Raw genomic sequence first — 22,700 nt, forward strand, 5'->3', positions numbered from 1 at the left:
CACCATGGCCGAAGGTCGTATCAAGCCTTTAAAACCCACACCCCAACCGCACCATGAAGAGCCGCTCTACCCAACCGCCCCACCCCACCGCCCTACCCCCGATACGGCGGATGCCCACCCCAACTCCACTTCGGCATAGGCGCGTCATAAGCCTCCACCCCCGGCCGCGAGTTGATCACCGCCAACCGCGTACCCCACTCGATGTAACTCGCGAACGCGGCCCGGAACTCAGGGTCGTCGGGCAGCCCGACCTCGTCGGCCGCATCCATCAGCAGGCTGACCCACCGTCGGCGCTGCCGTTCCTCGATCCCACGCCCGAGGTGGCGCGAGACCATGTGACGGTAGCCGCCCTGGTGCTCGGTGTATGCCGCAGGTCCGCCGAACACCTCGCCGAGCCACAGTGCGACGTGCTTCGGATGCTGCGGGTCCATGCCTGCGAACAGGGGGATCAGCAGCTCGTCCTTCAGCACCTCGCGATAGAAGGCTTCTGTCAGACGTTGCAGTGCCTCGCCGCCGCCCAGCCACTCGTAGAGGCTGGGGACCGCGCCGCCGTCGCCGCGTACGGCGGTCTTCTCGTAGTGCCGCATCTCCTGGATGTCGGAGACGTAGGGTTTGATCTCGGTGAAGAAGGCCGGGAAGTGCTCGCCGCCGCGGAAGCCCTCAAGGTGGTCCTTCGCCGAGTTCCAGGTGATGCGGAGGACGTAGCTCTCCGGTTCGTCGACGCTGCGCGACAGTTCGTAGTCGACGCACTGCGGCGCGGCGGCCAGGCTCGCGGCGGCGCGGCCGTAGGCGGCTTCGAAGTCGGCCGCGCGGTCGGCGGGGATGTGGTACCGGATGTACTCGACGATCACTGCGAGCCTCCTGCTGGATGGACTTGCCTGCCAAATGATTACTTGATTACAGACACTATGGCGGATGCGGTGTGTCTGTGCGGCGACGTCGCTCGGATGTAACATGCGTGGCGACTTAGTGCCTATGACATCGAACGTGCCGCCTCGTCCTATCCTCAGGGATCGCCGATGACCTCCGCCGAAGACCGGCACCTGCTGCGCCTGGCCCTGCCCGCGCTCGGGAACCTGGTGGCCGAGCCGTTGTTCCTGCTGGCGGACTCGGCGATCGTCGGGCATCTCGGGACGCCGCAGTTGGCGGGCCTCGCCGCGGCGAGCGCCCTGCTGGCGACCCTGACCTACCTCTGCGTGTTCCTCGCCTACGGCACCACCGCCGCTGTCGGTCGCCGCATCGGTGCGGGCGATCTGCCGGGCGCGGTGCGGCAGGGTGTCGACGGCATGTGGCTCGGCGTGATCCTGGGTGCGGTGCTCGGCCTCGCCGGCATCGTGTTCGCCGAGCCGCTCGTGCGCATGTTCGGCGCGTCGCATGAGGCGGTGCCGTATGGGGTCACGTATCTGCGGATCGCGTCGCTGGGCCAGCCGGCCATGCTGCTGGTGCTGGCCTCCACGGGAGTCCTGCGCGGGTTGCAGGACATCCGGACGACGCTCGTCGTGGCGGCGACCGGTGCGGGCGCGAACGTCGTCCTGAACCTCGTGCTCGTCTACTCGGCGGGGATGGGCATCGCGGGGTCGGCGACGGGGACCGTGCTGACGCAGTACGGGATGGCGGCTGCTTACGCAGGGGTCGTATACAGGGCCGCGCGCACCTATGGAGCACCGTTGCGACCCGACCGCGAGGGCATCAAACAGGCGGCGACCGCCTCGATTCCTCTCCTCGTCCGCACGATAATGCTCCGCATCGCCCTGCTCGCCGGAACCATCCTCGCCGCGCGCTACGGCACCGAGGCGCTGGCGGCCCAGCAGGTCGCGTGGTCGCTGTGGGGCTTCTTGGCGCTCGTCCTCGACGCTCTGGCGATCGCCGGACAAGCGTGGATCTCCCAGCTGCTCGGCGCCTCGGACGTGGCGGGCGCCCGCCGAGCCACCCGCCGCACGATGCAGTGGGGCGTGGTCACCGGCGTGGTCCTCGGGCTGGTGGTGCTGGCGACCCGGCAGCTCTTCATCCCGCTGTTCACCGACGACCAGGCGGTCCGCGACCTCCTGAGCCAGGTCCTGCTCCTGGAGGTGCTCTTCCTCCCGATCTCCGCCCCGGTGTTCGTCCTCGACGGCATCCTGATCGGCGCGGGCGACGGCCGCTACCTGGCGTGGGCCGGCTCCGCGACCACGGCCGCGTATCTGGTCGCGGCCCTGACGAGCTATCACTTCGACGGCGGCCTGGTCGGGTTGTGGTGGGCGCTCGGTGTGTTCATGCTCGCGCGCCTGACCGTCCTCACCGCCCGGATCCGCACCGATCGGTGGATCGTGACCGGCGCCGGGCTGGTCGCCGAGACGGCGACGGACGATGTGGTGGCGACCGGAGAAGTGGCGGCTGCGACCCAGACACCGTGACGTTGGCGCTGTGCCCCGGACACCCGGGCGACGGACTACTTCGCCCCCGGCACCTGCAACGCTTTCGCCAGCCACGGCAACTCCTCCTGGAACGCCGCCTGCGCGAACGTCCACGAGTGTTTCCCGGACGCGACGTAGACCTCCGAAGTCACTCCGTCCTTCTTCGCGGCAGCGGCCAGCTGATGCGCCTGCTGGATGTGCTTGTCCTCGGTGTCCCCATCGGCGAACATCCCCGAGAAGCCCTTGGGGAACTTCTTGTGCTTCCCGAGCACGGTCATCGGGTCGTTCGCCGCATAGGCCGCCGCGTCGCCGCCATAGAGCTTGCTGATGGTCGAGTCCTTGTCGCCCATGTTGGGCCCCAGGTCGCCGGAGATGTCGAGGAAGTGGTTGAAGACGCCCGGGTGCGTCACCGCCAGGGTGACGGCGCAGGTGCCGCCCATCGACCATCCCGCGATCGCCCACTTCGCAGGGGCCGTGGAGGTCCCGAAGTTCTTCTCCACGAACGCCGGTATGTCCTTCACCAGGTGGTCCGCGGCCTTGCCCGCCGTGCCGTCGACGCACTCCGTGTCCACTTTGAACCCGCCGGAGGCGTCGGCGAACACCAGCACCGGCGCGAACCCGTGGTGCGTGGCGGCATACGCGTCGGCGGTCTTGACCGCGTTGCCCGCCCGGACCCAGTTGTCCGGCACCGCGTACTCCCCGCCGATCATCTCGACCACCGGAAGCTTGGGACGGTGGACGGACCGGAACCACGCCGGCGGGAGGTACACGTACTCGGTGCGGTGCTGGAAGCCGCTGGGCGTGGCGGGGATCGTCACCGCGACGATGCGGCCGGTCGTGGTGTTGCCGTGGATGCCCCCCAGCTGATCCATGCTGATCTGCTGCGGCAGCGCCTGGTCGGTCAGTTCGCCGTACATGTCGGCCAGCGTCGGGTAGTAGCCCAGACCGATGTCCAGGGCGTCGCCCGCTGTCAGCAGCGCCATGACCAGGGCGCACGGCGCCGCCGTCCGCTGCCACCAGCGTGACCCGCGCCAGCAGACCGCGCCCAGGCACGCCGCGAGCGCCGCGACCGCCAGCCAGAACCACAATCCGAAGGGCAGCGGATCGGTGATCGCGAACACGGTCCGCACCAGCACCGCGCACAGCACCCCGAACAGTGCCGCGCCGCCCAGTACCGCCGGCAGGCGCCGGACGAGGAACCTCCGGTCCCGCAGCCGCCGCCGGCCGATCACCGCCGCCACCAGCACCACCGTCAGCGCCCGCAGCGTCCACGGCAGCCACCCGCCCAGCAACGACACGTCCACATGAAGGATCATCGGCCACCGGCGTGTCAAGACCCGGTAAGCGGCGCTGGCAGAATGGCGCCATGGCGGTGACCGACGAGGCGATCGAGAAGATCAAAGAAATGATCATCAAGGGCCGGCTGCGGCCCGGGGACCGCCTGCCCAAGGAGGCGGACCTGGCCTCCGAGCTGGGCCTGTCCCGCAGCTCGCTGCGCGAGGCGGTGCGCGCGCTGTCCCTGATCCACGTCCTGGACGTGCGACAGGGCGACGGCACCTACGTCACCAGCCTGGAGCCGGCGCGGCTGCTGGAGGCGATGAGCTTCGTGGTGGACTTCCACCGCGACGACACCGTCCTGGAGTTCCTGGAGGTCCGCCGCATCCTGGAGCCGGCCGCCACCGCCATGGCAGCCCAGCGCATCACCGACGAGGAGGTCGCGGGCCTGCGCGCGCACCTGGAGCTGATCGGCAACGCGCCCACCGTCGAGGACCTGGTCCGCAACGACCTGGAGTTCCACAGCCGGATCGCCGCCTGCTCCCGCAACGTGGTCCTGGCCTCCCTTCTGGACAGCCTCTCCGGCCCGACCACACGCGCCCGTGTCTGGCGCGGCCTGACACAGGAGGGCGCCCTGACCCGCACGCTGATGGAGCACAACGCGATCCTCGACGCGCTGGCCGAGCGGGACTCCGAGGGCGCCCGGGCGTGGGCGACGATCCACATCGTCAGCATCGAGCAGTGGCTGCGCAAGACGCTGAGCGAGGACCGGAGCGCGGCTTCCTAGACGAGGACGACGGACTTCGGCTCGCGCGCGGCGCGAGCCGCACGGTAGGCCGCCAGGGCCGCCGGAACCTGGAGGGCCAGCACGAGCACGCCGCCAGAGCCGACTGGACGCCCGCCGCCGCGAGCACGCGGCGCCGGGTCCAGTTCCTCGGCCTGACGTCTCCTGTCGTGTCAGTCATGGTTCGATGATGTACTCCGGCGCTAGTCCTGTGCCGCCCCCGACGTGTACCGCGACACGATCAGCGCCACCAGGATCACCACCCCGTTGAAGAACTCGATGTCCTGCGCAGACACGTGCCCGAAGGTCAGCACGTTCTCGATCAGCTTCAGCGTCAGCACGCCGGTCAGGGCGCCGAACAGCGAGCCGCGCCCGCCGTTCATGCTCACGCCGCCGATCACCGTCGCGGCGAACACCTCGAAGATCTTGCCGGTGCCCTGGCTCGCCGAGGCCGAGCCGAGGCGGCCGGTGTAGAGCATCCCGGCGAAGGCGGCCAGCATCGAGCCGATGATGAGCACGATCCAGATCGTGCGTTCCACCCGGATGCCGGCCGCCTTGGCCGCGGCCGGGTTCCCGCCGATCGCGTACAGCGCGCGGCCGTGGCGGTACCAGCCCAGGGCCGCGATGCCGACGGCGAACAGCAGCCCGCACACCCACACCGAGGCGGGCAGCCCCAGCCAGTCGTGGCGGCCCAGGTAGGCGAAGGACGGCGGCAGCGTGAAGATGGTCTGCCCGCCGTCGATCACGATCACCAGGCCGTGCAGCATGGTCAGCATCCCGAGGGTGACGACGAAGCCGTTGAGGTTCATCTTCAGGATCAGGAAGCCGTTGACGGCGCCCACCGCCGCCCCCACCAGCAGACAGGCCGGGATCGCCAGCCACGCGGCCCCGAACCCCAGGCCGTTGAAGCGGTTGCCGGACGTCGGCAGCACCAGCCACAGCGCCACCACCGGCGCCAGCGTCACCGTCGACTCCAGCGACAGGTCCATGCGGCCGCTGATCAGGATCAGCGCCTCGGCCAGCACCAGCACGCTCAGCTCGGTCGACTGCTGGAGCATCGCCAGGAAGTTGTCGCCGGTCAGGAAGTCCGGCGACTCGATGAACCCGATCAGGACCAGCAGCGCCATCGCCGGCAGCAGCGAGAACTCCCGCAGCCACCGGCCGCTCGGCCGGGTCCGGCGGGCGGCTCCGGACGCGTCGGCGGCCGTCCCGGTCGCCTCGGACAGCGTCGTGGCCTCACTCATGGCCGGCTCCTTCTCCCGGCGCGTCGACGCCGTCGTGGTTCTGGTCGGGGCCCTGCTCGGGGTCCTGGTCGGGCTCCCGGCCGGCGTCCGGCCCGCCGAGCCCTTCGATCGCGGCGATCAGCTCGGCGTCGCCCCACCCGCTCGGGAACTCCGCGACCACCGCGCCCTTGAACATCACCAGCACACGGTGCGCGATCCGCAGATCGTCGAGCTCGTCCGACACCAGCAGCGCCCCGCAGCCGTCCTCGGCGGCCTGCCGCACCGTGCCGAGCAGCGATTCCTTCGACTTCACGTCCACCCCGGCGGTCGGCCGGATCAGCACCAGCGCCTTGGGGGAACTCGCCAGCGCCCGGCCCATCACGACCTTCTGCTGGTTGCCGCCGGACAGCGCAGACACCGGCTGGTCCGGCCCCTCGGCCTTCACGTCCAGCCGCCGCATCAGGGCACCGCCGGCCCGGCGCAGCGACTCGCCGGTGAAGAAGCCGTGCCGGCCGAGCCGGTCCGTCGCGGTCAGCGTGATGTTCTCGGCGATCGGCCGCAGCGGGATCACGCCCTGCGCGTGCCGGTCCTCCGGCACGAACCCGAGCCCGGCGCGCAGCGCGTCCGGCACGCTGCCGGTCCGCACCGGGCGCCCCGCGACCTCGACCGTCCCGGCGCCCGGCCGGTGCAGCCCGGCCACGGTCTCGCCGAACGTCACCGCCCCCGAGCCGCCGGCGCCGGCCAGGCCGACGATCTCGCCGCCGCCGACCGTGACGCCGACGCCGTCGAACGCGCCGGTCAGGCTCAGACCGCTGATCCGCAGCGCGGGAGCCGTCCCCGCCGACGGCGGCGTGTAGCGGTCCACGGCGAACTCGGCGCGCGCCGACCGGTCCTCGCCGGTCATGGCCTCGATCAGCTCGTCCTTGTCCAGGCCCGCGACCGGCGCGGTCAGGATGTGCCGGGCGTCCCGCAGCACGGTCACCGTCTGGCAGACCTCGTACACCTCGCTCAGATGGTGCGAGATGAACAGGAACGCGACGCCCGCCTCCTGCAGGCGCCGCAGCCGGCCGAACAGCGCCGCGATGTTCGCGCCGTCGAGCTGCGCGGTGGGCTCGTCCAGGATGATGAACCGGGCCCCGAACGACAGCGCCCGGGCGATCTCCAGCACCTGCCGCTGGTCCACGGCCAGCGTCGCGGCGGCCGCGGCCGGGTCCACGTCGATGTCGTACTCGGCCAGCAGGGCGGCGGCGCGGGTGCGCAGCGCCTTCCAGCTGATCCGGCGCGGCCCGTCGGACTGCCGGTTCAGAAAGAGATTCTCGGCCACCGACAGCGTCGGGATGATCGTCGACTTCTGGTACACGCAGGCGGCCCGCGCCTGCCAGCCGGCCCGGTCCGCCACCGGCGGCGCCGGCTCGCCGTCGAACAGGATCCGGCCGCGGTCCGGTTTGACCAGCCCGGTCAGCAGCGACACCAGCGTGGACTTGCCCGCGCCGTTGCGGCCGACCAGGGCGTGCGCCTCGCCGGGGGCGACGGAGACGCCGACGTCGATCAGCGCCCGGGTGGCGCCGAAGCTCTTGGAGACGTCGATCGCGGCGGCGACGGGGCGGCCGGGGTCGCCGGCCGCCCTCAGGTCGTGCGGGGGGTTGTGCGTCGTCATCGCGCGATCACTTGCCGACCTGGTTGCCCCACAGCGAGGGGTCGCCGACGTTGTCGGCGGTCACCAGCGGCGCGGGCAGCTGGTCCTCCAGGCCGTTGGGCAGCTGGATGATCGTCGAGCCGTGGTCGGTCGGCCCGGGGGAGAAGGTCTTCCCGGCCAGCGCCTGCTGGGCGTAGTAGAGCCCGTACTTGGCGTAGAGGTCGGCCGGCTGCGACACGGTGGCGTCGATCTGCCCGGCCTTGATGGCCGCGAACTCCGCGGGGATGCCGTCGTTGGAGACGATGAAGATGTGCTTGGGGTCGGTCGGCGGCACCAGCAGGTTCTTTTGCTGGAGCAGGGAGATCGTCGGCGCCAGGAACACGCCGCCGGCCTGCATGTAGATGCCGTTGACGGTGCCGGCGTTCAGGGCGTCCTGCAGCTTCGCCGCGGCGGTGTCGCCCTTCCAGTCGGTCGCCTCGGCGAGCACCTTGATGCCGGGATAGGTCTTGCTCATGCAGTCGCCGAACGCCTCGGAGCGGTCGCGGCCGTTGATGGACGTCAGGTCGCCCTCGAACTCCACGACGGTGCCGGTGTTCTTCAGCTTGTCGCCGAGGAACTTGCAGGCCTTCTCGCCGTAGGCGCGGTTGTCGGCGCGCACGACCATGTAGACCTGCCCCTTGTCCGGGCGGGTGTCCACACTGACCACCGGGATCTTCTTGCCCGCCAGGTCCTCCAGGGTGCTGGCGATCGCGCCGGTGTCCTGCGGCGCCATCACGACGGCCTTGGCGCCCTGGCCGGTCAGGGTGGCGACGTTGGAGACCAGGACGTCGGTCTTGTTGTTGGAGTTGGTCGGGGTCAGGGCGTCCAGCTTCTGATCCTTGACGTCCTGGTTCACGTACTTGGCGTAGCTGTTCCAGAAGTCGGAGTCCGAGCGCGGGAAGTCGATCCCGATCTTGCCGCCGGAGCCGGACTTGCTCCCGGAGCGCCCGCAGGCGGAGGCGCCCGCGCTGAGCGCCACGACGGCCACGAGGGCCAGAACTGTTCTCGACGTGCGGTGAAGCCTCATGCCGTCCTCGCTGGGAGAAGGGGATTGATGGAAATCCGCGGAGGGAGTGATGCAAGTCACGCGCCGTGCAGTCATCCGATGTATAGACCCCGTTCGGGGGGCTGGCAAGGCCTCGTTTCGGAATAGTTACCGGGTCCTGCGAGATCAACTTAAAGAAACGGCAGGCCGAGGCCGAAAACCGATGCAGAAAACGATCTCGCCCTGCTTGACGATAGATCCGATGTTTGCTTAGAGTCCCGAGGCGTGAAACTCCTCCGCCTTGGCGAGCCCGGCCGCGAGCGCCCCGTGCTGCTCGCCCCCGACGGCCGTCATCTCGACCTGGCCGGCGTCGCCGGCGACCTGGACCGCGCGTTCTGGCTGGACCGGGGCCCGGACCGCGTGCGCGCCGCCCACGAGGCGGGCGCGCTGCCGGAGATCCCGGCCGAGGAGGCCGCGGGGCTGCGGGTGGGGGCCGCGGTGGCGCGGCCCGGCAAGGTGGTCTGCATCGGGCTGAACTACCGCGACCACGCCGAGGAGACCGGCGCGCCGATCCCGCCGCGGCCGGTGGTCTTCATGAAGGACCCTTACACGGTCGTCGGCCCGCACGACGACATCCTCATCCCGCGCGGTTCGGTGAAGACCGACTGGGAGGTGGAGCTGGCGGTCGTGATCGGCAAGCGGGCCCGGTACCTGGACTCCGACGCCGAGGCGCTGGACGTCATCGGCGGCTTCGCGGTCAGCAACGACGTCTCCGAGCGCGAGTTCCAGTTGGAGCGCTCGGGGCAGTGGGACCTCGGGAAGTCCTGTGAGACGTTCAACCCGCTCGGGCCGTGGCTGGTCACCGCGGACGAGGTCCCGGACTGCCAGAACCTGGGGCTGCGGCTGGCGGTCAACGGCGAGCGGCGGCAGGACGGCACCACGAAGAACATGATCTTCCCCGTCGCCGAGATCGTCCGCTACCTGTCCCGGCACATGGTGCTGGAACCCGGCGACGTGGTGAACACCGGGACTCCGGCCGGCGTCGCGCTCGGCATCGAGGGCAACCCGTACCTGCGGCCGGGCGACATCGTCGAGCTGGCGATCGACGGGCTCGGGACGCAGCGTTCGAAGCTGGTCCGGGCATGAGCCGGATCATCGGGTTCGAGACCTACGACGTCCGGTTCCCCACCTCGCGCGAGCTCGACGGCTCGGACGCCATGAACCCGGACCCCGACTACTCCGCCGCCTACCTGGTCCTGCGCACCGACGCCGAGGACGGCCTGTCCGGCCACGGTTTCACCTTCACCATCGGCCGCGGCAACGACGTCCAGGTGGCGGCCATCGAGGCGCTGCGGGAGCACGTCGTCGGCCGGGACGTGGACGAGGTCTGCGCGGACCCCGGGATCGTCAACCGCGCCCTGATCGGCGACAGCCAGCTGCGGTGGCTGGGGCCGGAGAAGGGCGTCATGCACATGGCGATCGGCGCGGTCGTCAACGCGGTCTGGGATCTCGCCGCCAAACGCGCCGGCGTGCCGCTCTGGAAGCTGCTGGCCGACGCCGACCCGGAGTGGCTGGTCTCGCAGGTCGACTTCCGGTACCTCACCGACGCGCTGACCCCTGAAGAGGCACTGGAGCTGCTGCGCCGCGGCAAGGAGGGCGCGGCAGAGCGCGAGGCCGAACTGCTCGCCGAGGGCTACCCCGCCTACACCACCTCGCCGGGCTGGCTCGGCTATTCCGACGAGAAGCTGACCCGCCTGGCCCGCGAGGCGGTGGCCGCCGGCTTCCGGCAGATCAAACTGAAGGTCGGCGCCGACCTCGCCGACGACGTCCGCCGCTGCCGCGCCGGCCGCGCCGCGGTCGGCCCGGACGTCCGGATGGCGATCGACGCCAACCAGCGCTGGAACGTCGGCCAGGCGATCGAGTGGGTCAAGGCGCTGGCCGAGTTCTCCCCCTACTGGATCGAGGAGCCGACCTCGCCGGACGACGTGCTCGGGCACGCCGCGATCCGGGCGGCGGTGGCGCCGGTGAAGGTGGCGACCGGGGAGCACGTGCAGAACCGGATCGTGTTCAAGCAACTGCTCCAGGCCGGGGCCATCGACTTCCTCCAGCTGGACGCGGCCCGGGTCGGCGGCGTCAACGAGAACCTGGCGATCCTGCTGCTGGCCGCCAAGTCCGGGGTGCCGGTGTGCCCGCACGCCGGCGGGGTCGGGCTGTGCGAGCTGGTGCAGCACCTGTCGATGTTCGACTTCGTGGCGCTGTCCCGGACCCGCGAGGACCGCGTCATCGAGTACGTGGACCACCTGCACGAGCACTTCCGGACGCCGACCGTGATCGCGCACGGCGCGTACCGGGCTCCGACGGTGCCGGGCTTCTCCGCGGAGATGCTCCCGGCGACGCTGAAGGAGTATTCGTTCCCTGACGGCTCGTTCTGGCGCGCGGATCGAGGAGAGGTGTGAGATGCGGGACTTCGAAGGGCTGAAGGCGGTCGTCACCGGCGGCGGCTCCGGCATCGGCGCGGCCACCGCGCGGCTGCTGGCCAACCGCGGCGCGGCGGTGGCGGTGCTGGACCTCGACCCGGCCGCGGCGGTCGCGGCCGGCCTGCACGGCTTCCGGGCCGACGTCGCCGACGACGCCTCGGTGCGGGTCGCGGTGGCCGGGGCGGTCGAGGCCCTCGGCGGCCTGGACGTCCTGGTGAACAACGCCGGCATCGGCGCGGCCGGCACCGTCGAGGACAACCCCGACGAGGAGTGGCAGCGGGTCTACGACGTGAACGTGGTCGGCATGGTCCGGGTCACCCGCGCCGCCCTGCCCGCCCTGCGCCGTTCCGCGCACGCCGCGATCGTGAACACCTGCTCCATCGCCGCCACCGCCGGCCTCCCGCAGCGCGCGCTGTACTCGGCGACCAAGGGCGCGGTGCTGTCCCTGACCCTGGCGATGGCCGCGGACCACGTCCGCGAGGGCATCCGGGTGAACTGCGTGAACCCCGGCACCGCCGACACCCCCTGGGTCGGCCGTCTCCTCGACGCCGCCCCCGACCCGGAGGCCGAACGCGCCGCCCTGGAGGCCCGCCAGCCGATGGGCCGCCTGGTGAGCGCCGACGAGGTCGCCGCCGCCATCGCGTACCTGGCCTCGCCGACCGCGGCGTCGGTGACCGGCACGGCGCTGGCGGTCGACGGCGGAATGGCGGGCCTGCGGTTGCGCCCAGTGGGACAGTAGGCGCATGCGAGTCAACGACGTCGAGCTGACCGGCCTGTCCTTCGGCGGGGCCGGGCTCGGCAACCTCTTCACGGAGGTGACCGACGAGGACGCGCGCGCCACCGTCGACGCCGCCTGGGAAGCCGGGATCCGGGCGTTCGACACCGCGCCGCACTACGGGCTCGGGCTGTCGGAGCGGCGGATCGGGGCGGCGCTGCGGGACCGGCCGCGCAGCGAGTTCGTGCTCTCGACCAAGGTCGGGCGGATCCTGGAACCGGTCGCCGAGTACGAGGGGACCGACGCGGAGGGCTTCGCGGTCCCCGCGGCGTTCCGGCGGGTGCTGGACTACTCCGGCGACGGCGTGCGGCGCTCGATCGAGGCGAGTTTGGAGCGGCTGGGCCTGGACCGCGTCGACGTCGCGCTGATCCACGATCCCGACTTCCACGAGGAGCAGGCGCTCCAGGAGGCGTTCCCGGCGTTGGCGAAGCTCCGCGAGGAGGGGGTGATCGGGGCCGTCGGCGTCGGGATGAACCAGACCCGGATCCCGTTGCGCTTCGTGCGGGAAACCGATATCGATGTGGTGCTGCTCGCCGGGCGCTACACCTTGCTGGACCGGTCGGGCACCGAACTGCTCGACGCGGCCGCGGAGCGAGGGGTGGGCATCGTGATCGGAGGGGTGTTCAACTCGGGGCTGCTGGTGGACCCGCAGCCCAGTTCGACCTACGACTACCAACAGGTGGCGCCCGACGTCCTCGCGGAGGCGTTGCGGCTCAAGGAGATCAGCGAGCGACACGGCGTGCCGCTGCGCGCCGCCGCGCTCCAGTTCCCGGCCCGCCATCCGGCCGTCCGGTCGGTGCTGATCGGCGCGCGCTCGCCGAGGGAAGTGGTCGACTGCGTCGCGATGGCGCACCTCCCGATCCCCGACGCGCTGTGGACAGAGGTCTGAAATGCGCGTCGCGCTGTTCATCACCTGCTACAACGACGCGCTCTTCCCGGACACCGGCAAGGCCGTCACCACGGTCCTGGAGCGCCTCGGCCACACGGTCGAGTTCCCCATGGAACAGACCTGCTGCGGGCAGATGCACTACAACACCGGCTACCGGCGCGAGGCCGAGTCGCTGGTCGGCGCTTTCAACGACGCCTTCCGCGGCTACGACGCCGTCGTCACCCCGTCGGGCTCCTGCGGCGGCCACGTCCGGCACCATCACGTCACCGAGACGGCCCCGCTCGTCTACGAGTTCTCGGAGTTCCTGGTCGACGTCCTCGGCGTGACCGACGTCGGCGCCTACTACCCGCACCGCGTCACTTACCACCCGACCTGCCACAGCCTGCGCATGCTGCGGGTCGGCGACAAGCCGCTGCGGCTGCTGCGCGCAGTCGAGGGGATCGACCTGGTGGAGTTGCCGGAAGCCGAGTCCTGCTGCGGCTTCGGCGGGACCTTCGCGATGAAGAACTCGGAGACGTCCGTCGCGATGCTCCAGGACAAGATGGCCAACGTCCGCACGACGAAGGCCGACACCCTCTGCGCGTCCGACAACTCCTGCCTCATGCACATCGGCGGCGGGCTCGGGCGGATCAAGTCCGGTGTCAGGACCCTGCACCTGGCCGAGATCCTGGCGGACACGCGATGAACGGCGAGGAAGTCAACGTCGTCTGGCTGGGGTCGCCCACATTCCCGGACGCGGCCCGCACCGCGCTCCAGGATGACCAGCTGCGGCGGAACCTGAAGCACGCCACCACGACCATCCGCGACAAGCGTCTGCGCGCCGTCGCCGAACTCGACGACTGGGAGACCCTGCGCCGCGCCGGGTCCCAGATCAAGGACCGCGTGATGCGGCACCTCGACGAGTACCTGCTCCAGCTGGAGGCGTCGGTCACCGCCGCCGGCGGCGTCGTGCACTGGGCCTGGGACGCCGCCGAGGCCAACCGCATCGTCGTCGAGCTCGTCCAGGCCAAGGGCGCGGATGAGGTCGTGAAGGTCAAGTCCATGGCCACCCAGGAGATCGGCCTCAACGAGGCGCTCGCCGAGGAGGGCGTCACCGCCACCGAGACCGACTTGGCCGAGCTGATCGTGCAGCTCGACGGTGACCGCCCCTCGCACATCCTGGTGCCGGCCATCCACCGCAACCGCGCCGAGATCCGTGACATCTTCCGCCGCGAGATGGGCAAGAACGGCGTCCCGGCCCCGGACGGCCTCACCGCCGAGCCGCGCGTGCTCGCCGAGGCGGCGCGCGTGCACCTGCGGGAGAAGTTCCTGCGCGCCAAGGTCGCCGTGTCGGGCGCGAACTTCGCGTGCGCCGACACCGGGACGGTCGGCGTCGTGGAGTCCGAGGGCAACGGCCGGATGTGCCTGACGCTGCCGGAGACCCTGATCACCGTGATGGGGATCGAGAAGGTCCTGCCGTCGTTCGGGGACTTGGAGGTCTTCCTCCAGCTGCTGCCCCGCTCATCCACGGCCGAGCGGATGAACCCGTACACGTCGCTCTGGACGGGGGTCACGCCCGGCGACGGCCCGCAGGAGTTCCACCTGATCCTGCTGGACAACGGCCGCACGGCGACGCTGGCGGACCGCGTGGGCCGCTCGGCGCTGCACTGCATCCGCTGCTCGGCCTGCCTGAACGTCTGCCCGGTCTACGAACGCACCGGCGGCCGCTCCTACGGCTCGGTCTATCCGGGCCCGATCGGCGCCGTCCTCACCCCGCAGCTGGTGGGCGTCGGCTCGTCGAAGCACGCCGACTCGCTGCCGTTCGCGTCGACCCTGTGCGGCGCCTGCTACGACGCCTGCCCGGTGCGCATCGACATCCCGGAGATGCTGGTGCACCTGCGCGCGAAGGTCGTGGACGCCCACCGCGGCGACCGGAAGCTGAAGCCGGAGGCGCTGGCGATGAAGGGGGCGCAACTGGTCTTCGGATCCCCGCGGCGGCTGGCGTTCGCGGAGAAGGTGGGAGCTCTCGGCGGGCGGATCGCCGGCATCCGCGGCGGCCGGTGGTTGCCGGGGCCGGCGCGCAAGTGGACCGGGGCGCGGGACGTGCCGGTGCCGGCGCGCGAGTCGTTCCGGACATGGTGGCGGAAGGCGGGACGACGGTGAGCACTTCCTCCAGGGACCGGATCCTGGCCGACATCCGCGCGGCGTTGCGCGACGTGCCGTACGACGAGCGCCCCGAAGACGTCGCGGTGACCCGCGAGTATTTCGCCAGCCACGCGGACGGCGACGTGGTCGACCTCTTCGTGGAACGCGTCGAGGACTACCGGGCGAGCGTCACGAGGGTCGCCGTCGAAGGCGTTCCGGCGGAGATCGCGCGGATTCTGAGCGAGCGCGGCGTCGAGGACCTGGTCGTGCCACCCGGCTTCCCCGAGGAGTGGCTGGCGGCCTACCCGGGCGCCCGGCTCGCCGACGATCCGCCGCTGACCGCCGCGCAGCTCGACGCCGCCGACGGCGTCGTCACGCTGGCGGCGCAGGGCATCGCGCTGACCGGCACGATCGTCCTCGACGCCGGCCCCGGCCAGGGCCGCCGCGCCCTGTCGCTCGTTCCGGACCTGCACCTGTGCGTGGTGCGCGCCTCGCAGGTGCTGGCCGACGTGCCGGTCGCCGTCCGCGCCCTGGTGCCGGACCGGCCCACGACGTTCATCTCCGGACCGTCCGCGACCTCGGACATCGAGCTCGACCGGGTCGAGGGCGTGCACGGCCCGCGGACGCTGGCCGTGCTGCTCGTTGTTGATTCCTGATTGACTCTGTTTATTTCTGCGAACTCCGCTAGGCTGGGGTCGTCCAACCGGTCAGTCTGGAGGTCTCGGAAGCATGCGTTTGCTGGTCATTGGGGGCGCGGGGTACGTCGGGTCGGTCACGACCGCGGTGTTGGTCCAGGCCGGTCACGCCGTGACCGTGGTCGACGACCTGTCGACCGGGCACCGGGACGCGGTCCCGGCCGGCGCCGCCTTCCGGCACGCCGACGTGCTGGACGAGCGGCAGCTCGGGGACGTCTTGCGGGACGTCACCGCCGACGGCCCGATCGACGCGATCCTGCACTTCGCGGCCCGCTCGCTGGTCGGGGAGTCGGTCGCCGAGCCGGCGCGCTACTTCCGGCACAACATCACCACCACGGCGAACCTGCTGGAGGCGATGCGCGACCACGGCATCCGCACCATCGTCTTCTCCTCGACCGCCGCGACCTACGGGGAGCCGGAGACGTCGCCGATCACCGAGGACGCGCCCACGGTGCCGACCAACCCCTACGGCGCCTCGAAGCTGGCCGCCGACCAGCTGCTGACCTTCGCCGCACCGGCCTACGGCATCGCGGCGGTGTCCCTGCGCTACTTCAACGTCGCCGGCGCGTACGGCGCCCAGGGCGAGCGCCACGAGGTCGAGACCCACCTGATCCCGCGCCTGCTGGACGTCGCGGCGGGCCGGGCCCCGGAGGCGGCGGTGTTCGGCACCGACTACCCGACGCCGGACGGGACCGCGATCCGCGACTACATCCACGTGCGCGACCTGGCCGAGGCGCACCTGCTGGCGCTGGACGCGGCGAAGGTCGGCGAGCATTTGATCTGCAACCTGGGCACCGGCACCGGGTTCTCGGTCTACGAGGTGCTGGAAGCGGTGCGCAAGGCCACCGGCCACGCGATCCCGGCGACCGAGAAGCCGCGACGCGCGGGTGACCCGGCGCGCCTGGTGGCGTCCTCGGAGCGGGCCCGGGCGGTGCTGGGGTGGCAGCCGGAGCGCACCGATCTGGTCGGGACCGCGGCGGACGCCTGGGAGTTCTACCGGCGGGCCGCCTCCGACCGGTGAGGACCGCCTTGCCTTTGTCGGGAAGAAAGCCCCGAAGGCAAACGAAAAGCCGCATCCGGACAATGTCTGGATGCGGCCTCACTTTTTGCCGCGAAAGGCGGAACCCTTACAGCGGGCGGACGTTCTCCGCCTGCGCGCCCTTCGGGCCCTGGGTCACCTCGAACTCCACGCGCTGGTTCTCCTCCAGCGAGCGGTAGCCGTTGGTCTGGATCGCCGAGAAGTGGACGAACACGTCCGGACCACCCTCGTCCTGCGAGATGAAGCCGTAGCCCTTCTCGCCGTTGAACCACTTGACTGTCCCCTGAGCCATCCTGCTCTCATTTCCTGCTTGAAGAACTTGTTGTCGGCCTGCGGTCCCAAGACGAGAACGGCCCGGCGGAATTCGATCCGCTGGGCCTTAATACCGCGAACTTACGACCTTGGCTGCGAGTGTACGCGATCATCCTGCCCCCGGCGAACGGGTAGATCACGATGCAGCCACGATGCGATCACGCCCGGGCGGTTTCGCTCATATCGCGCGCGCCCCTTTAGCCGATGCGGGGCTCTGAAGCAAGGGGTGCTGTTCTAGGCTTGGACGGTTGAAACCCGGCAGTCCAAAGGAGAACCGCCCGTGTCCGCCTCGCCCAGCGTGTCCTATTCCATCACCGTACGCCTGGAGGCGCCCTCCTACGGCAACGCGGTGAGCGGAATCACCCGGGTCGTCGAGGACGCCGGCGGTGTCGTCACCGGCCTGGACGTCTCCGGCTCCAGCCGGGACCGGCTGCGGGTCGACGTCACGATCGCGGCCAGCAGCGAGGAGCACGCGCGGGCGGTCACCGAGGCGCTGGGCAAGATCGAGGGCGTCGAGGTCGGCCGGGTCTCCGACCGGACCTTCCTGATGCACCTCGGCGGCAAGATCGAGATGCGCTCCAAGGTGGCGCTGCGCAACCGGGACGAGCTCTCCATGGCGTACACCCCCGGCGTGGCCCGGGTGTCGCTGGCGCTGGCCGAGAACCCGGACGACGCGCGCCGGCTGACCATCAAGCGCAACACCGTCGCCGTGGTCACCGACGGTTCGGCGGTGCTGGGCCTGGGCAACATCGGCCCGATCGCGGCGCTGCCGGTGATGGAGGGCAAGGCGGCGCTGTTCAAGCAGTTCGCCGGCGTGGACGCCTGGCCGCTGTGCCTGGACACCCAGGACACCGAGGAGATCATCCGGGTGGTGAAGGCGATCGCGCCCGGGTTCGCCGGGATCAACCTGGAGGACATCAGCGCGCCGCGGTGCTTCGAGATCGAGCGGCGGCTGCGCGAGGAGCTGGACATCCCGGTGTTCCACGACGACCAGCACGGCACCGCGATCGTGGTGCTGGCGGCGCTCACCAACGCGCTGAAGGTGGTCGGCAAGAAGCTCGGGGACGTCCGCATCGTCGGCTCCGGCGCCGGGGCGGCCGGCACCGCGATCCTGCGCCTGCTGATCGCCGCGGGCGCGAGCGACATCACCGTCGCCGACTACCACGGCGTGGTCCACCGCGAGCGCGACGACCTGGACCGCGACCCGGAGCTGCGCTGGGTCGCCGAGCACACCAACCCGGGGAACCTGACCGGCACCCTGAAGGAGGCGCTGGCCGGCGCCGACGTCTTCATCGGCGTCTCCGCCCCGCACATCCTGACCGGGGACGACATCGCCACCATGGCCCCCGGCGCGATCGTCTTCGCCCTGGCCAATCCGGAGCCCGAGGTCGACCCGGACGAGGCGCTCCGCCACGCCGCGGTGGTCGCCACCGGCCGCAGCGACTACCCGAACCAGATCAACAACGTGCTGGCCTTCCCCGGCGTCTTCCGCGGCCTGATCGACGCCCAGTCCAACCACATCACCCCCGAGGTGCTGGTGGCCGCCGCGCGGGCGATCGCGTCCACCGTCGGCGACAGCGACCTGAACCCCAGCTACATCGTGCCGAGCGTGTTCCACCGCGACCTGGCGAAGACCGTCGCCGAGGCCGTGGTGGAGGCGGTCAAGGGCGCGTAGGACGCTCGGGGGAGCGGCGTCGTCATCGGGGCCCCGGCCGGCCCCGATGACGCGGCTCGTCCGGGGGTGACAAGGCAGGCAAGTCGGCATCGCTGTGATGCGAGGGGCAGGGCGAGTCCACCGTGACCATGCAGTAGCAGAACGTGGTCGATCGAGGCGCGGGGGAGTAGCGTCGGCGACATGGGTACCGAGACGGAACCAGCTGGACGCCCGGCCGGGCGGGCTCAGACTCTGCCGATGCAGGGCCTGGTCAACGCGCTCACGAAGACGGCCTTGAGCACCCCGGGGGTGGCCAAGGGGATCGGCAAGTATCTGATCCTGCTGTATGTCGTGGGCCGCACGACCGGCAAGACCTACACCGTCCCGATCGCCTACATCAAGCACGACGGGAAGGTGCTGATCGGGACGCAGTTCGGCTGGAGCCGCAACCTGGAGACCGGCCAGGACCTCAAGGTCCGCTACAAGGGCAGGCTGCGGACCGCCGAGGTCGAGGTGGTGGACGACGAGGAGCGCGTGGTCGAGCTGTTCGGCCTGCTCTGCGAGGCCAACCACAACTTCGCGAAGTTCCACAACATCGCGCTCGACGCGCAGGGCGTGCCGGATCCCGTGGATGTGCGCGAGGCCTACAAGCTCGGGGCGAAGGCGATCCTGCTGACACCGAAGCCGTAGAAGGACCCCGGTGGCCGCGGATCCTGATCCGCGGCCACCGGGCCTCGCCGAGTGGAGTTCCCCTGACCCGCCCTCGCCGCCGCGGATCTGCACGTGGTGGTGAGTTGTGCGCCGTGCCCTGTCACCTGTGCGCCGTGCTGGGCTGCGTCGTGAAGCGGGGAATTGAACCCCTGCACTGCCCTCCGTGCGCCAGGGATGGACCGAATGACCCGTCGGTCCGCGGGCGTGCACGCCTCCGCGGCGGCTACCGTCTCCACCCGGCCGTCGTGGGCCGGACCTCAGTCCAGCAGGTCGACCTCCCAGTTCGCGCGCTGGATGTGGGTGTCCAGCTCGCGGATCCGGCGCGCCAGCGCGTCGGCCTGGGCGCGCAGGTCGGTGACCGGCAGCGCGGTGAGCATCTTCAGCTCCGAGCGCAGCTGGCGGTTGTGGGGGCCGCCGGCGGCGGCGTTGGCGGCCGCGGTGACCACCGCGTGCCGCAACCGCAGCGTGTCGCGCGCCGCAAGGGCGTCGGTGAGGGTGCCCTCCGGCCCGATCACCGCCGCCGCGTTGGTGCGGTTGATCCGGCGGATCAGCGACTCCAGCTCGTCGAGCGCCTCGGCGGCCTCGGTGAGCAGCGCCGCGGGGTCCTCGGACGGCTCCTCGCCCTCCTGGAACCGGGCGTTGGCGACGATCCGCGCCTTCAGTTGTTCGATCCGGCGTGCCGCGTCCGCGCGCAGCGCCAGGGCCTCGGCCACTTTCATCGGACTCTCCCCGTGGTCTGCGCGCTACGCCGGCTGGCCGAGTTCCACGTCCGCGCCGAGCGCGGACAGCTTGGCCTCGAAGTCCTCGTAGCCGCGGTGGATCAGGCTGATGCCGTGCACGGTCGACGTGCCCTGCGCGGCCAGCGCCGCGATCAGGTAGCTGAAGCCGGCGCGCAGGTCCGGGATGGTCAGCTCGGCGCCGTGCAGCTTGGTCGGGCCGGAGATCACCGCCGAGTGCAGGAAGTTGCGCTGGCCGAAGCGGCAGGCGCTGCCGCCGAGGCACTCCCGGTACAGCTGGATCTGCGCGCCCATCCGGTTCAGCGCCTCGGTGAAGCCCAGCCGCTGCTCGTAGACCGTCTCGTGGACGATCGACAGGCCCTGCGCCTGCGTCAGCGCCACCACCAGCGGCTGCTGCCAGTCGGTGGACAGGCCCGGGTGGACGTCGGTCTCCAGGGCGAGGGCGTGCATCGGGCCGCCGGAGTGCCAGAACCGGATCGAGGGCTCGCCGGGGGTGTCGTCGACCTCGAAGTCTCCCCCTATGCGGCGGAAGACGTTGAGGAACGTCATCATCTCGCCCTGGTTGGCGCCGACCACGCGGATGTCGCCGCGGGTGGCCAGGGCCGCGCACGCCCACGAGGCCGTCTCCAGCCGGTCCGGCAGCGCGCGGTGGGTGAAGCCGCCGAGCTGGTCCACGCCGATGATGCGGATGACCCGGTCGTTGTGGACGGAGATTATGGCGCCCATCTTCTGCAGCACCGCGATCAGGTCCACGATCTCCGGCTCGGTGGCCGCGTTCGACAGCTCGGTGACGCCCTCGGCCAGCACCGCGGTCAGCAGCACCTGCTCGGTGGCGCCGACGCTGGGGTACGGCAGCCGGATGTGGGTCCCGCGCAGCCGCTCCGGGGCCAGGATCAGCAGGCCCTCCGGGCGCTTCTCGACCACGGCGCCGAAGGACCGCAGGGCGTCCAGGTGGAAGTCGATCGGGCGGTCGCCGATCTTGCAGCCGCCCAGGTCCGGGATGAACGCGCGGCCCAGGCGGTGCAGCAGCGGGCCGCAGAACAGCACCGGGATCCGGCTGGTGCCGGCGTGCGCCTCGACCGCGGCGTCGCTGGCCGCCTCCACCGAGGCCGGGTCCAGGACCAGGGTGTCCGGGTCCGCGCCGCGGGTGACCGAGACGCCGTGCGCCTCCAGCAGACCGGTGACGATCTTGACGTCGGAGATGTCCGGCACGTTGTGCAGCACCGAGGTGCCATGGCCGAGCAGCGCCGCGACCATCGCCTTCGGCACGAGGTTCTTCGCGCCCCGGACCCGGACCTCGCCGGACAGGGCGGTTCCGCCGTGCACTGTCAGGACGTCGGAGGCGGTGCTCTGGTCCATGTCTCTCCGTAGGTGTTCTGATGCTTCGGACCGCACCGGTGGGGCGCGGTGGAGCGGGTCGGCGGCCGATCCAGGGTACTCGAACACAGGGGTGCGGACGCCTAAGCGCGCGGCGGGCAGGGGAAAGCACCGGTGCCGCGTGCGGCGCGCCGGTCCCGCCACCACGCGACGTGCTGATACGAGCGCTGAGGGTCAACAGAGCGTCAAGACCGCGTCGCGGACGCGCGGTCCTCGGGCAAAAGGCGCCAGCGGGCCGCCCGGTGCGGGATCATGTCTGCCATGACGGACGCAGGGCGCGACGCGGGGGAGCAGGACGGCGGCCGCACGCCGCTGGAACGGCTGACCGGCAAACTGCTGGTCGCCACCACGGTCCTGGTCGACCCGAATTTCGACCGCACCGTGGTGCTGGTCGTCGACCACGACGACGACGGCACCCTGGGCGTCGTCCTCAACCGTCCCGGCAGCCTGGACGTCGGCGACGTGCTGGAGGCGTGGGCGCCGCTGGCGGCCGAGCCGCCCACGGTGTTCCTCGGCGGCCCGGTGGCGCTGGACTCGGCGCTGGGCATCGCGTGCGTGCGGCCGGAGGCGTCGGTGCCGGGGGAGGAGCCGCTGGGCTGGCGGCAGTTCTCCGGGCGGCTGGGCCTGGTGGACCTGGACGCGCCGCCGGAGGTGCTGGCCCCGGACCTGACCGCGCTGCGGATCTTCGCCGGGTACGCCGGGTGGGGCCCCGGGCAGCTGGCCGGGGAGCTGGCGCAGCGGGCCTGGTACGTGGTGGAGCCGGAGCTGGGCGACGTCTTCACGACCGAGCCAGATGATCTGTGGCGGCGGGTGCTGCGGCGCCAGGGCGGAACCATCGCGATGGTGGCCAACTGGACGGAAGACCCTGATCAGAATTAGCGGAAGTACGTATATAAAGGCCCGGTCCCGTTCCTCTTCGGCGGTTCCGGGCCTTTCTTGGTTCTTCCGGCGGTTTCCCGCGGCTACTGCTGCGAACTGAGCGTCCCGGTGATGTCCTTCATGCTCGGGATCTCCGAACCGACCGCGCCGGTCTTCAGCAGGATCCCGTAGAGCACGACCGCGAGTCCGAGCACCAGCGCGGCCTGTGCGAACGCGCGGGACCACAGCTTGTTCCGCCGGGCCGTCCACAGGCCGAGGACCAGCAGCGCCAGCAGCACCGCGAGCAGGCCCAGGATGATGTGCGCCCAGGACTGGTACTGGATCCAGTCACGCTCGGTGCCGAACGGGTCCTGTCGGGCGCGCGGGACGTTGTTCTTGAAGTCCGACCAGGTGCGAGAGGCGCTGTGCGCCTGGACCAGCGGGTAGACCAGCAGGTAGGCGCCGGCCGCCAGCATGCTCACCAGCAGCGCGAGGACCGAGGCGGCCTCGATGCCCGGCAGGAAGGTGGCGGCGATGCCGGTGCTCGGCGTGTCCGGGCCGACGGGCTCGCCGTAGCCGGCCTCTTCTTCCGGGGGGACGGCCCAGGCGGGTTCGGTGGTCGCTTCGGTGGCTCCGGCGGGCTGGCCGGGTTCGCCGGGCTGCGGCGGCTGGGCGGCGGTAGCGGCGGTACCGGCGGCGGTACCGGCGGCCGCGGCG

Annotated in this window: 21 protein-coding genes and 1 pseudogene; 13 read left to right on the forward strand and 9 right to left on the reverse strand. The window is 71.1% G+C overall.

Annotated features, from left to right (window positions below; genetic code table 11):
- Window positions 1-92: 92 nt before the first annotated feature.
- The gene (locus ABD466_RS42925; protein WP_344663078.1) at window positions 93-851 is read right to left on the reverse strand and encodes a group II truncated hemoglobin; all 759 of its coding nucleotides are present in this window, start codon (window positions 849-851) and stop codon (window positions 93-95) included.
- Window positions 852-1,019: 168 nt separating this feature from the next.
- Here ABD466_RS42925 and ABD466_RS42930 point away from each other — a divergent pair, with 168 nt between their 5' ends.
- Entirely contained in the window at window positions 1,020-2,393 is a 1,374-nt protein-coding gene (locus ABD466_RS42930; protein ID WP_344663079.1) for an MATE family efflux transporter, read from the forward strand.
- Window positions 2,394-2,428: 35 nt separating this feature from the next.
- Here the strand turns inward: ABD466_RS42930 and ABD466_RS42935 are convergent, their stop codons facing one another.
- Window positions 2,429-3,697 carry an alpha/beta hydrolase gene (locus tag ABD466_RS42935; protein ID WP_344663080.1) on the reverse strand — a complete coding sequence of 423 codons (1,269 nt, stop codon included), beginning with the start codon at window positions 3,695-3,697 and terminating at the stop codon, window positions 2,429-2,431.
- Window positions 3,698-3,759: 62 nt separating this feature from the next.
- On the opposite strand from ABD466_RS42935, the gene ABD466_RS42940 reads away from it, so the two are divergent.
- Entirely contained in the window at window positions 3,760-4,455 is a 696-nt protein-coding gene (locus ABD466_RS42940; RefSeq protein WP_344663081.1) for a FadR/GntR family transcriptional regulator, read from the forward strand.
- 200 nt (window positions 4,456-4,655) lie between these two features.
- Here the strand turns inward: ABD466_RS42940 and ABD466_RS42945 are convergent, their stop codons facing one another.
- Genes ABD466_RS42945 through ABD466_RS42955 form a run of 3 tightly spaced genes read right to left on the reverse strand, consistent with a single transcriptional unit; the run spans window position 4,656 to window position 8,377 of the window.
- Entirely contained in the window at window positions 4,656-5,696 is a 1,041-nt protein-coding gene (locus ABD466_RS42945) for an ABC transporter permease (protein WP_344663082.1), read from the reverse strand.
- Window positions 5,689-7,332: a sugar ABC transporter ATP-binding protein gene (locus ABD466_RS42950; RefSeq protein WP_344663083.1), complete on the reverse strand. Its 1,644-nt coding sequence runs from the start codon at window positions 7,330-7,332 to the stop codon at window positions 5,689-5,691. The genes ABD466_RS42945 and ABD466_RS42950 overlap by 8 nt, the downstream gene beginning before the upstream one ends.
- Before the next feature lie 7 nt (window positions 7,333-7,339).
- Window positions 7,340-8,377 (reverse strand): sugar ABC transporter substrate-binding protein, encoded by a 1,038-nt coding sequence (locus ABD466_RS42955; protein ID WP_344663084.1) that lies wholly within the window; start codon window positions 8,375-8,377, stop codon window positions 7,340-7,342.
- Between the two features lie 243 nt (window positions 8,378-8,620).
- Between ABD466_RS42955 and ABD466_RS42960 the strand changes: the two genes are divergently transcribed.
- The 8 genes from ABD466_RS42960 (at window position 8,621) to galE (ending at window position 16,316) form a co-directional block, all read left to right on the forward strand.
- The gene (locus tag ABD466_RS42960) at window positions 8,621-9,481 is read left to right on the forward strand and encodes a fumarylacetoacetate hydrolase family protein (protein WP_344663085.1); all 861 of its coding nucleotides are present in this window, start codon (window positions 8,621-8,623) and stop codon (window positions 9,479-9,481) included.
- Window positions 9,478-10,791, forward strand: coding sequence for an L-fuconate dehydratase (locus ABD466_RS42965; protein WP_344663086.1), 1,314 nt, complete (start codon window positions 9,478-9,480; stop codon window positions 10,789-10,791). The genes ABD466_RS42960 and ABD466_RS42965 overlap by 4 nt, the downstream gene beginning before the upstream one ends.
- Window position 10,792: 1 nt before the next feature.
- On the forward strand, window positions 10,793-11,551 hold the full coding sequence (locus ABD466_RS42970; protein ID WP_344663087.1) for an SDR family NAD(P)-dependent oxidoreductase: 759 nt from the start codon (window positions 10,793-10,795) through the stop codon (window positions 11,549-11,551).
- 4 nt (window positions 11,552-11,555) lie between these two features.
- Window positions 11,556-12,476 carry an aldo/keto reductase gene (locus ABD466_RS42975; RefSeq protein ID WP_344663088.1) on the forward strand — a complete coding sequence of 307 codons (921 nt, stop codon included), beginning with the start codon at window positions 11,556-11,558 and terminating at the stop codon, window positions 12,474-12,476.
- A gap of 1 nt (window position 12,477) precedes the next feature.
- Window positions 12,478-13,161 (forward strand): (Fe-S)-binding protein, encoded by a 684-nt coding sequence (locus ABD466_RS42980; RefSeq protein ID WP_344663089.1) that lies wholly within the window; start codon window positions 12,478-12,480, stop codon window positions 13,159-13,161.
- The gene (locus ABD466_RS42985) at window positions 13,158-14,618 is read left to right on the forward strand and encodes a lactate utilization protein B (protein WP_344663090.1); all 1,461 of its coding nucleotides are present in this window, start codon (window positions 13,158-13,160) and stop codon (window positions 14,616-14,618) included. Before ABD466_RS42980 ends, ABD466_RS42985 begins: the two co-directional genes overlap by 4 nt.
- Entirely contained in the window at window positions 14,591-15,256 is a 666-nt protein-coding gene (locus ABD466_RS42990) for a LutC/YkgG family protein (protein WP_425558878.1), read from the forward strand. The genes ABD466_RS42985 and ABD466_RS42990 overlap by 28 nt, the downstream gene beginning before the upstream one ends.
- A gap of 73 nt (window positions 15,257-15,329) precedes the next feature.
- Window positions 15,330-16,316, forward strand: coding sequence for a UDP-glucose 4-epimerase GalE (gene galE, locus ABD466_RS42995; RefSeq protein ID WP_344663092.1), 987 nt, complete (start codon window positions 15,330-15,332; stop codon window positions 16,314-16,316).
- A gap of 106 nt (window positions 16,317-16,422) precedes the next feature.
- Here galE and ABD466_RS43000 read toward each other — a convergent pair whose 3' ends face one another.
- Window positions 16,423-16,626, reverse strand: coding sequence for a cold-shock protein (locus tag ABD466_RS43000; protein ID WP_344663093.1), 204 nt, complete (start codon window positions 16,624-16,626; stop codon window positions 16,423-16,425).
- A 300-nt stretch (window positions 16,627-16,926) separates the two neighbouring features.
- Here ABD466_RS43000 and ABD466_RS43005 point away from each other — a divergent pair, with 300 nt between their 5' ends.
- Window positions 16,927-18,321 (forward strand): NAD-dependent malic enzyme, encoded by a 1,395-nt coding sequence (locus tag ABD466_RS43005; protein ID WP_344663094.1) that lies wholly within the window; start codon window positions 16,927-16,929, stop codon window positions 18,319-18,321.
- A gap of 180 nt (window positions 18,322-18,501) precedes the next feature.
- A complete protein-coding gene (locus ABD466_RS43010; RefSeq protein ID WP_344663095.1) occupies window positions 18,502-18,990 on the forward strand; it encodes a nitroreductase/quinone reductase family protein in 489 nt (162 codons plus the stop codon).
- A gap of 278 nt (window positions 18,991-19,268) precedes the next feature.
- On the opposite strand, the gene ABD466_RS43015 is transcribed toward ABD466_RS43010, so the two are convergent.
- Together ABD466_RS43015 and murA are read right to left on the reverse strand one after the other, a co-directional pair.
- Window positions 19,269-19,730, reverse strand: a complete 462-nt coding sequence (locus ABD466_RS43015) for a DIP1984 family protein (RefSeq protein WP_344663096.1) — start codon at window positions 19,728-19,730, stop codon at window positions 19,269-19,271.
- A 24-nt stretch (window positions 19,731-19,754) separates the two neighbouring features.
- Window positions 19,755-21,107, reverse strand: coding sequence for a UDP-N-acetylglucosamine 1-carboxyvinyltransferase (gene murA / locus ABD466_RS43020; RefSeq protein WP_344663097.1), 1,353 nt, complete (start codon window positions 21,105-21,107; stop codon window positions 19,755-19,757).
- Between the two features lie 279 nt (window positions 21,108-21,386).
- On the opposite strand from murA, the gene ABD466_RS43025 reads away from it, so the two are divergent.
- The gene (locus tag ABD466_RS43025; RefSeq protein ID WP_344663098.1) at window positions 21,387-22,004 is read left to right on the forward strand and encodes a YqgE/AlgH family protein; all 618 of its coding nucleotides are present in this window, start codon (window positions 21,387-21,389) and stop codon (window positions 22,002-22,004) included.
- Between the two features lie 83 nt (window positions 22,005-22,087).
- Here ABD466_RS43025 and ABD466_RS43030 read toward each other — a convergent pair.
- Window positions 22,088-22,700: pseudogene (locus ABD466_RS43030) on the reverse strand (hypothetical protein); the annotation flags it as partial.

The sequence above is a fragment of the Catenulispora subtropica genome (genome assembly GCF_039531675.1).
Taxonomy (GTDB): domain Bacteria; phylum Actinomycetota; class Actinomycetes; order Streptomycetales; family Catenulisporaceae; genus Catenulispora; species Catenulispora subtropica.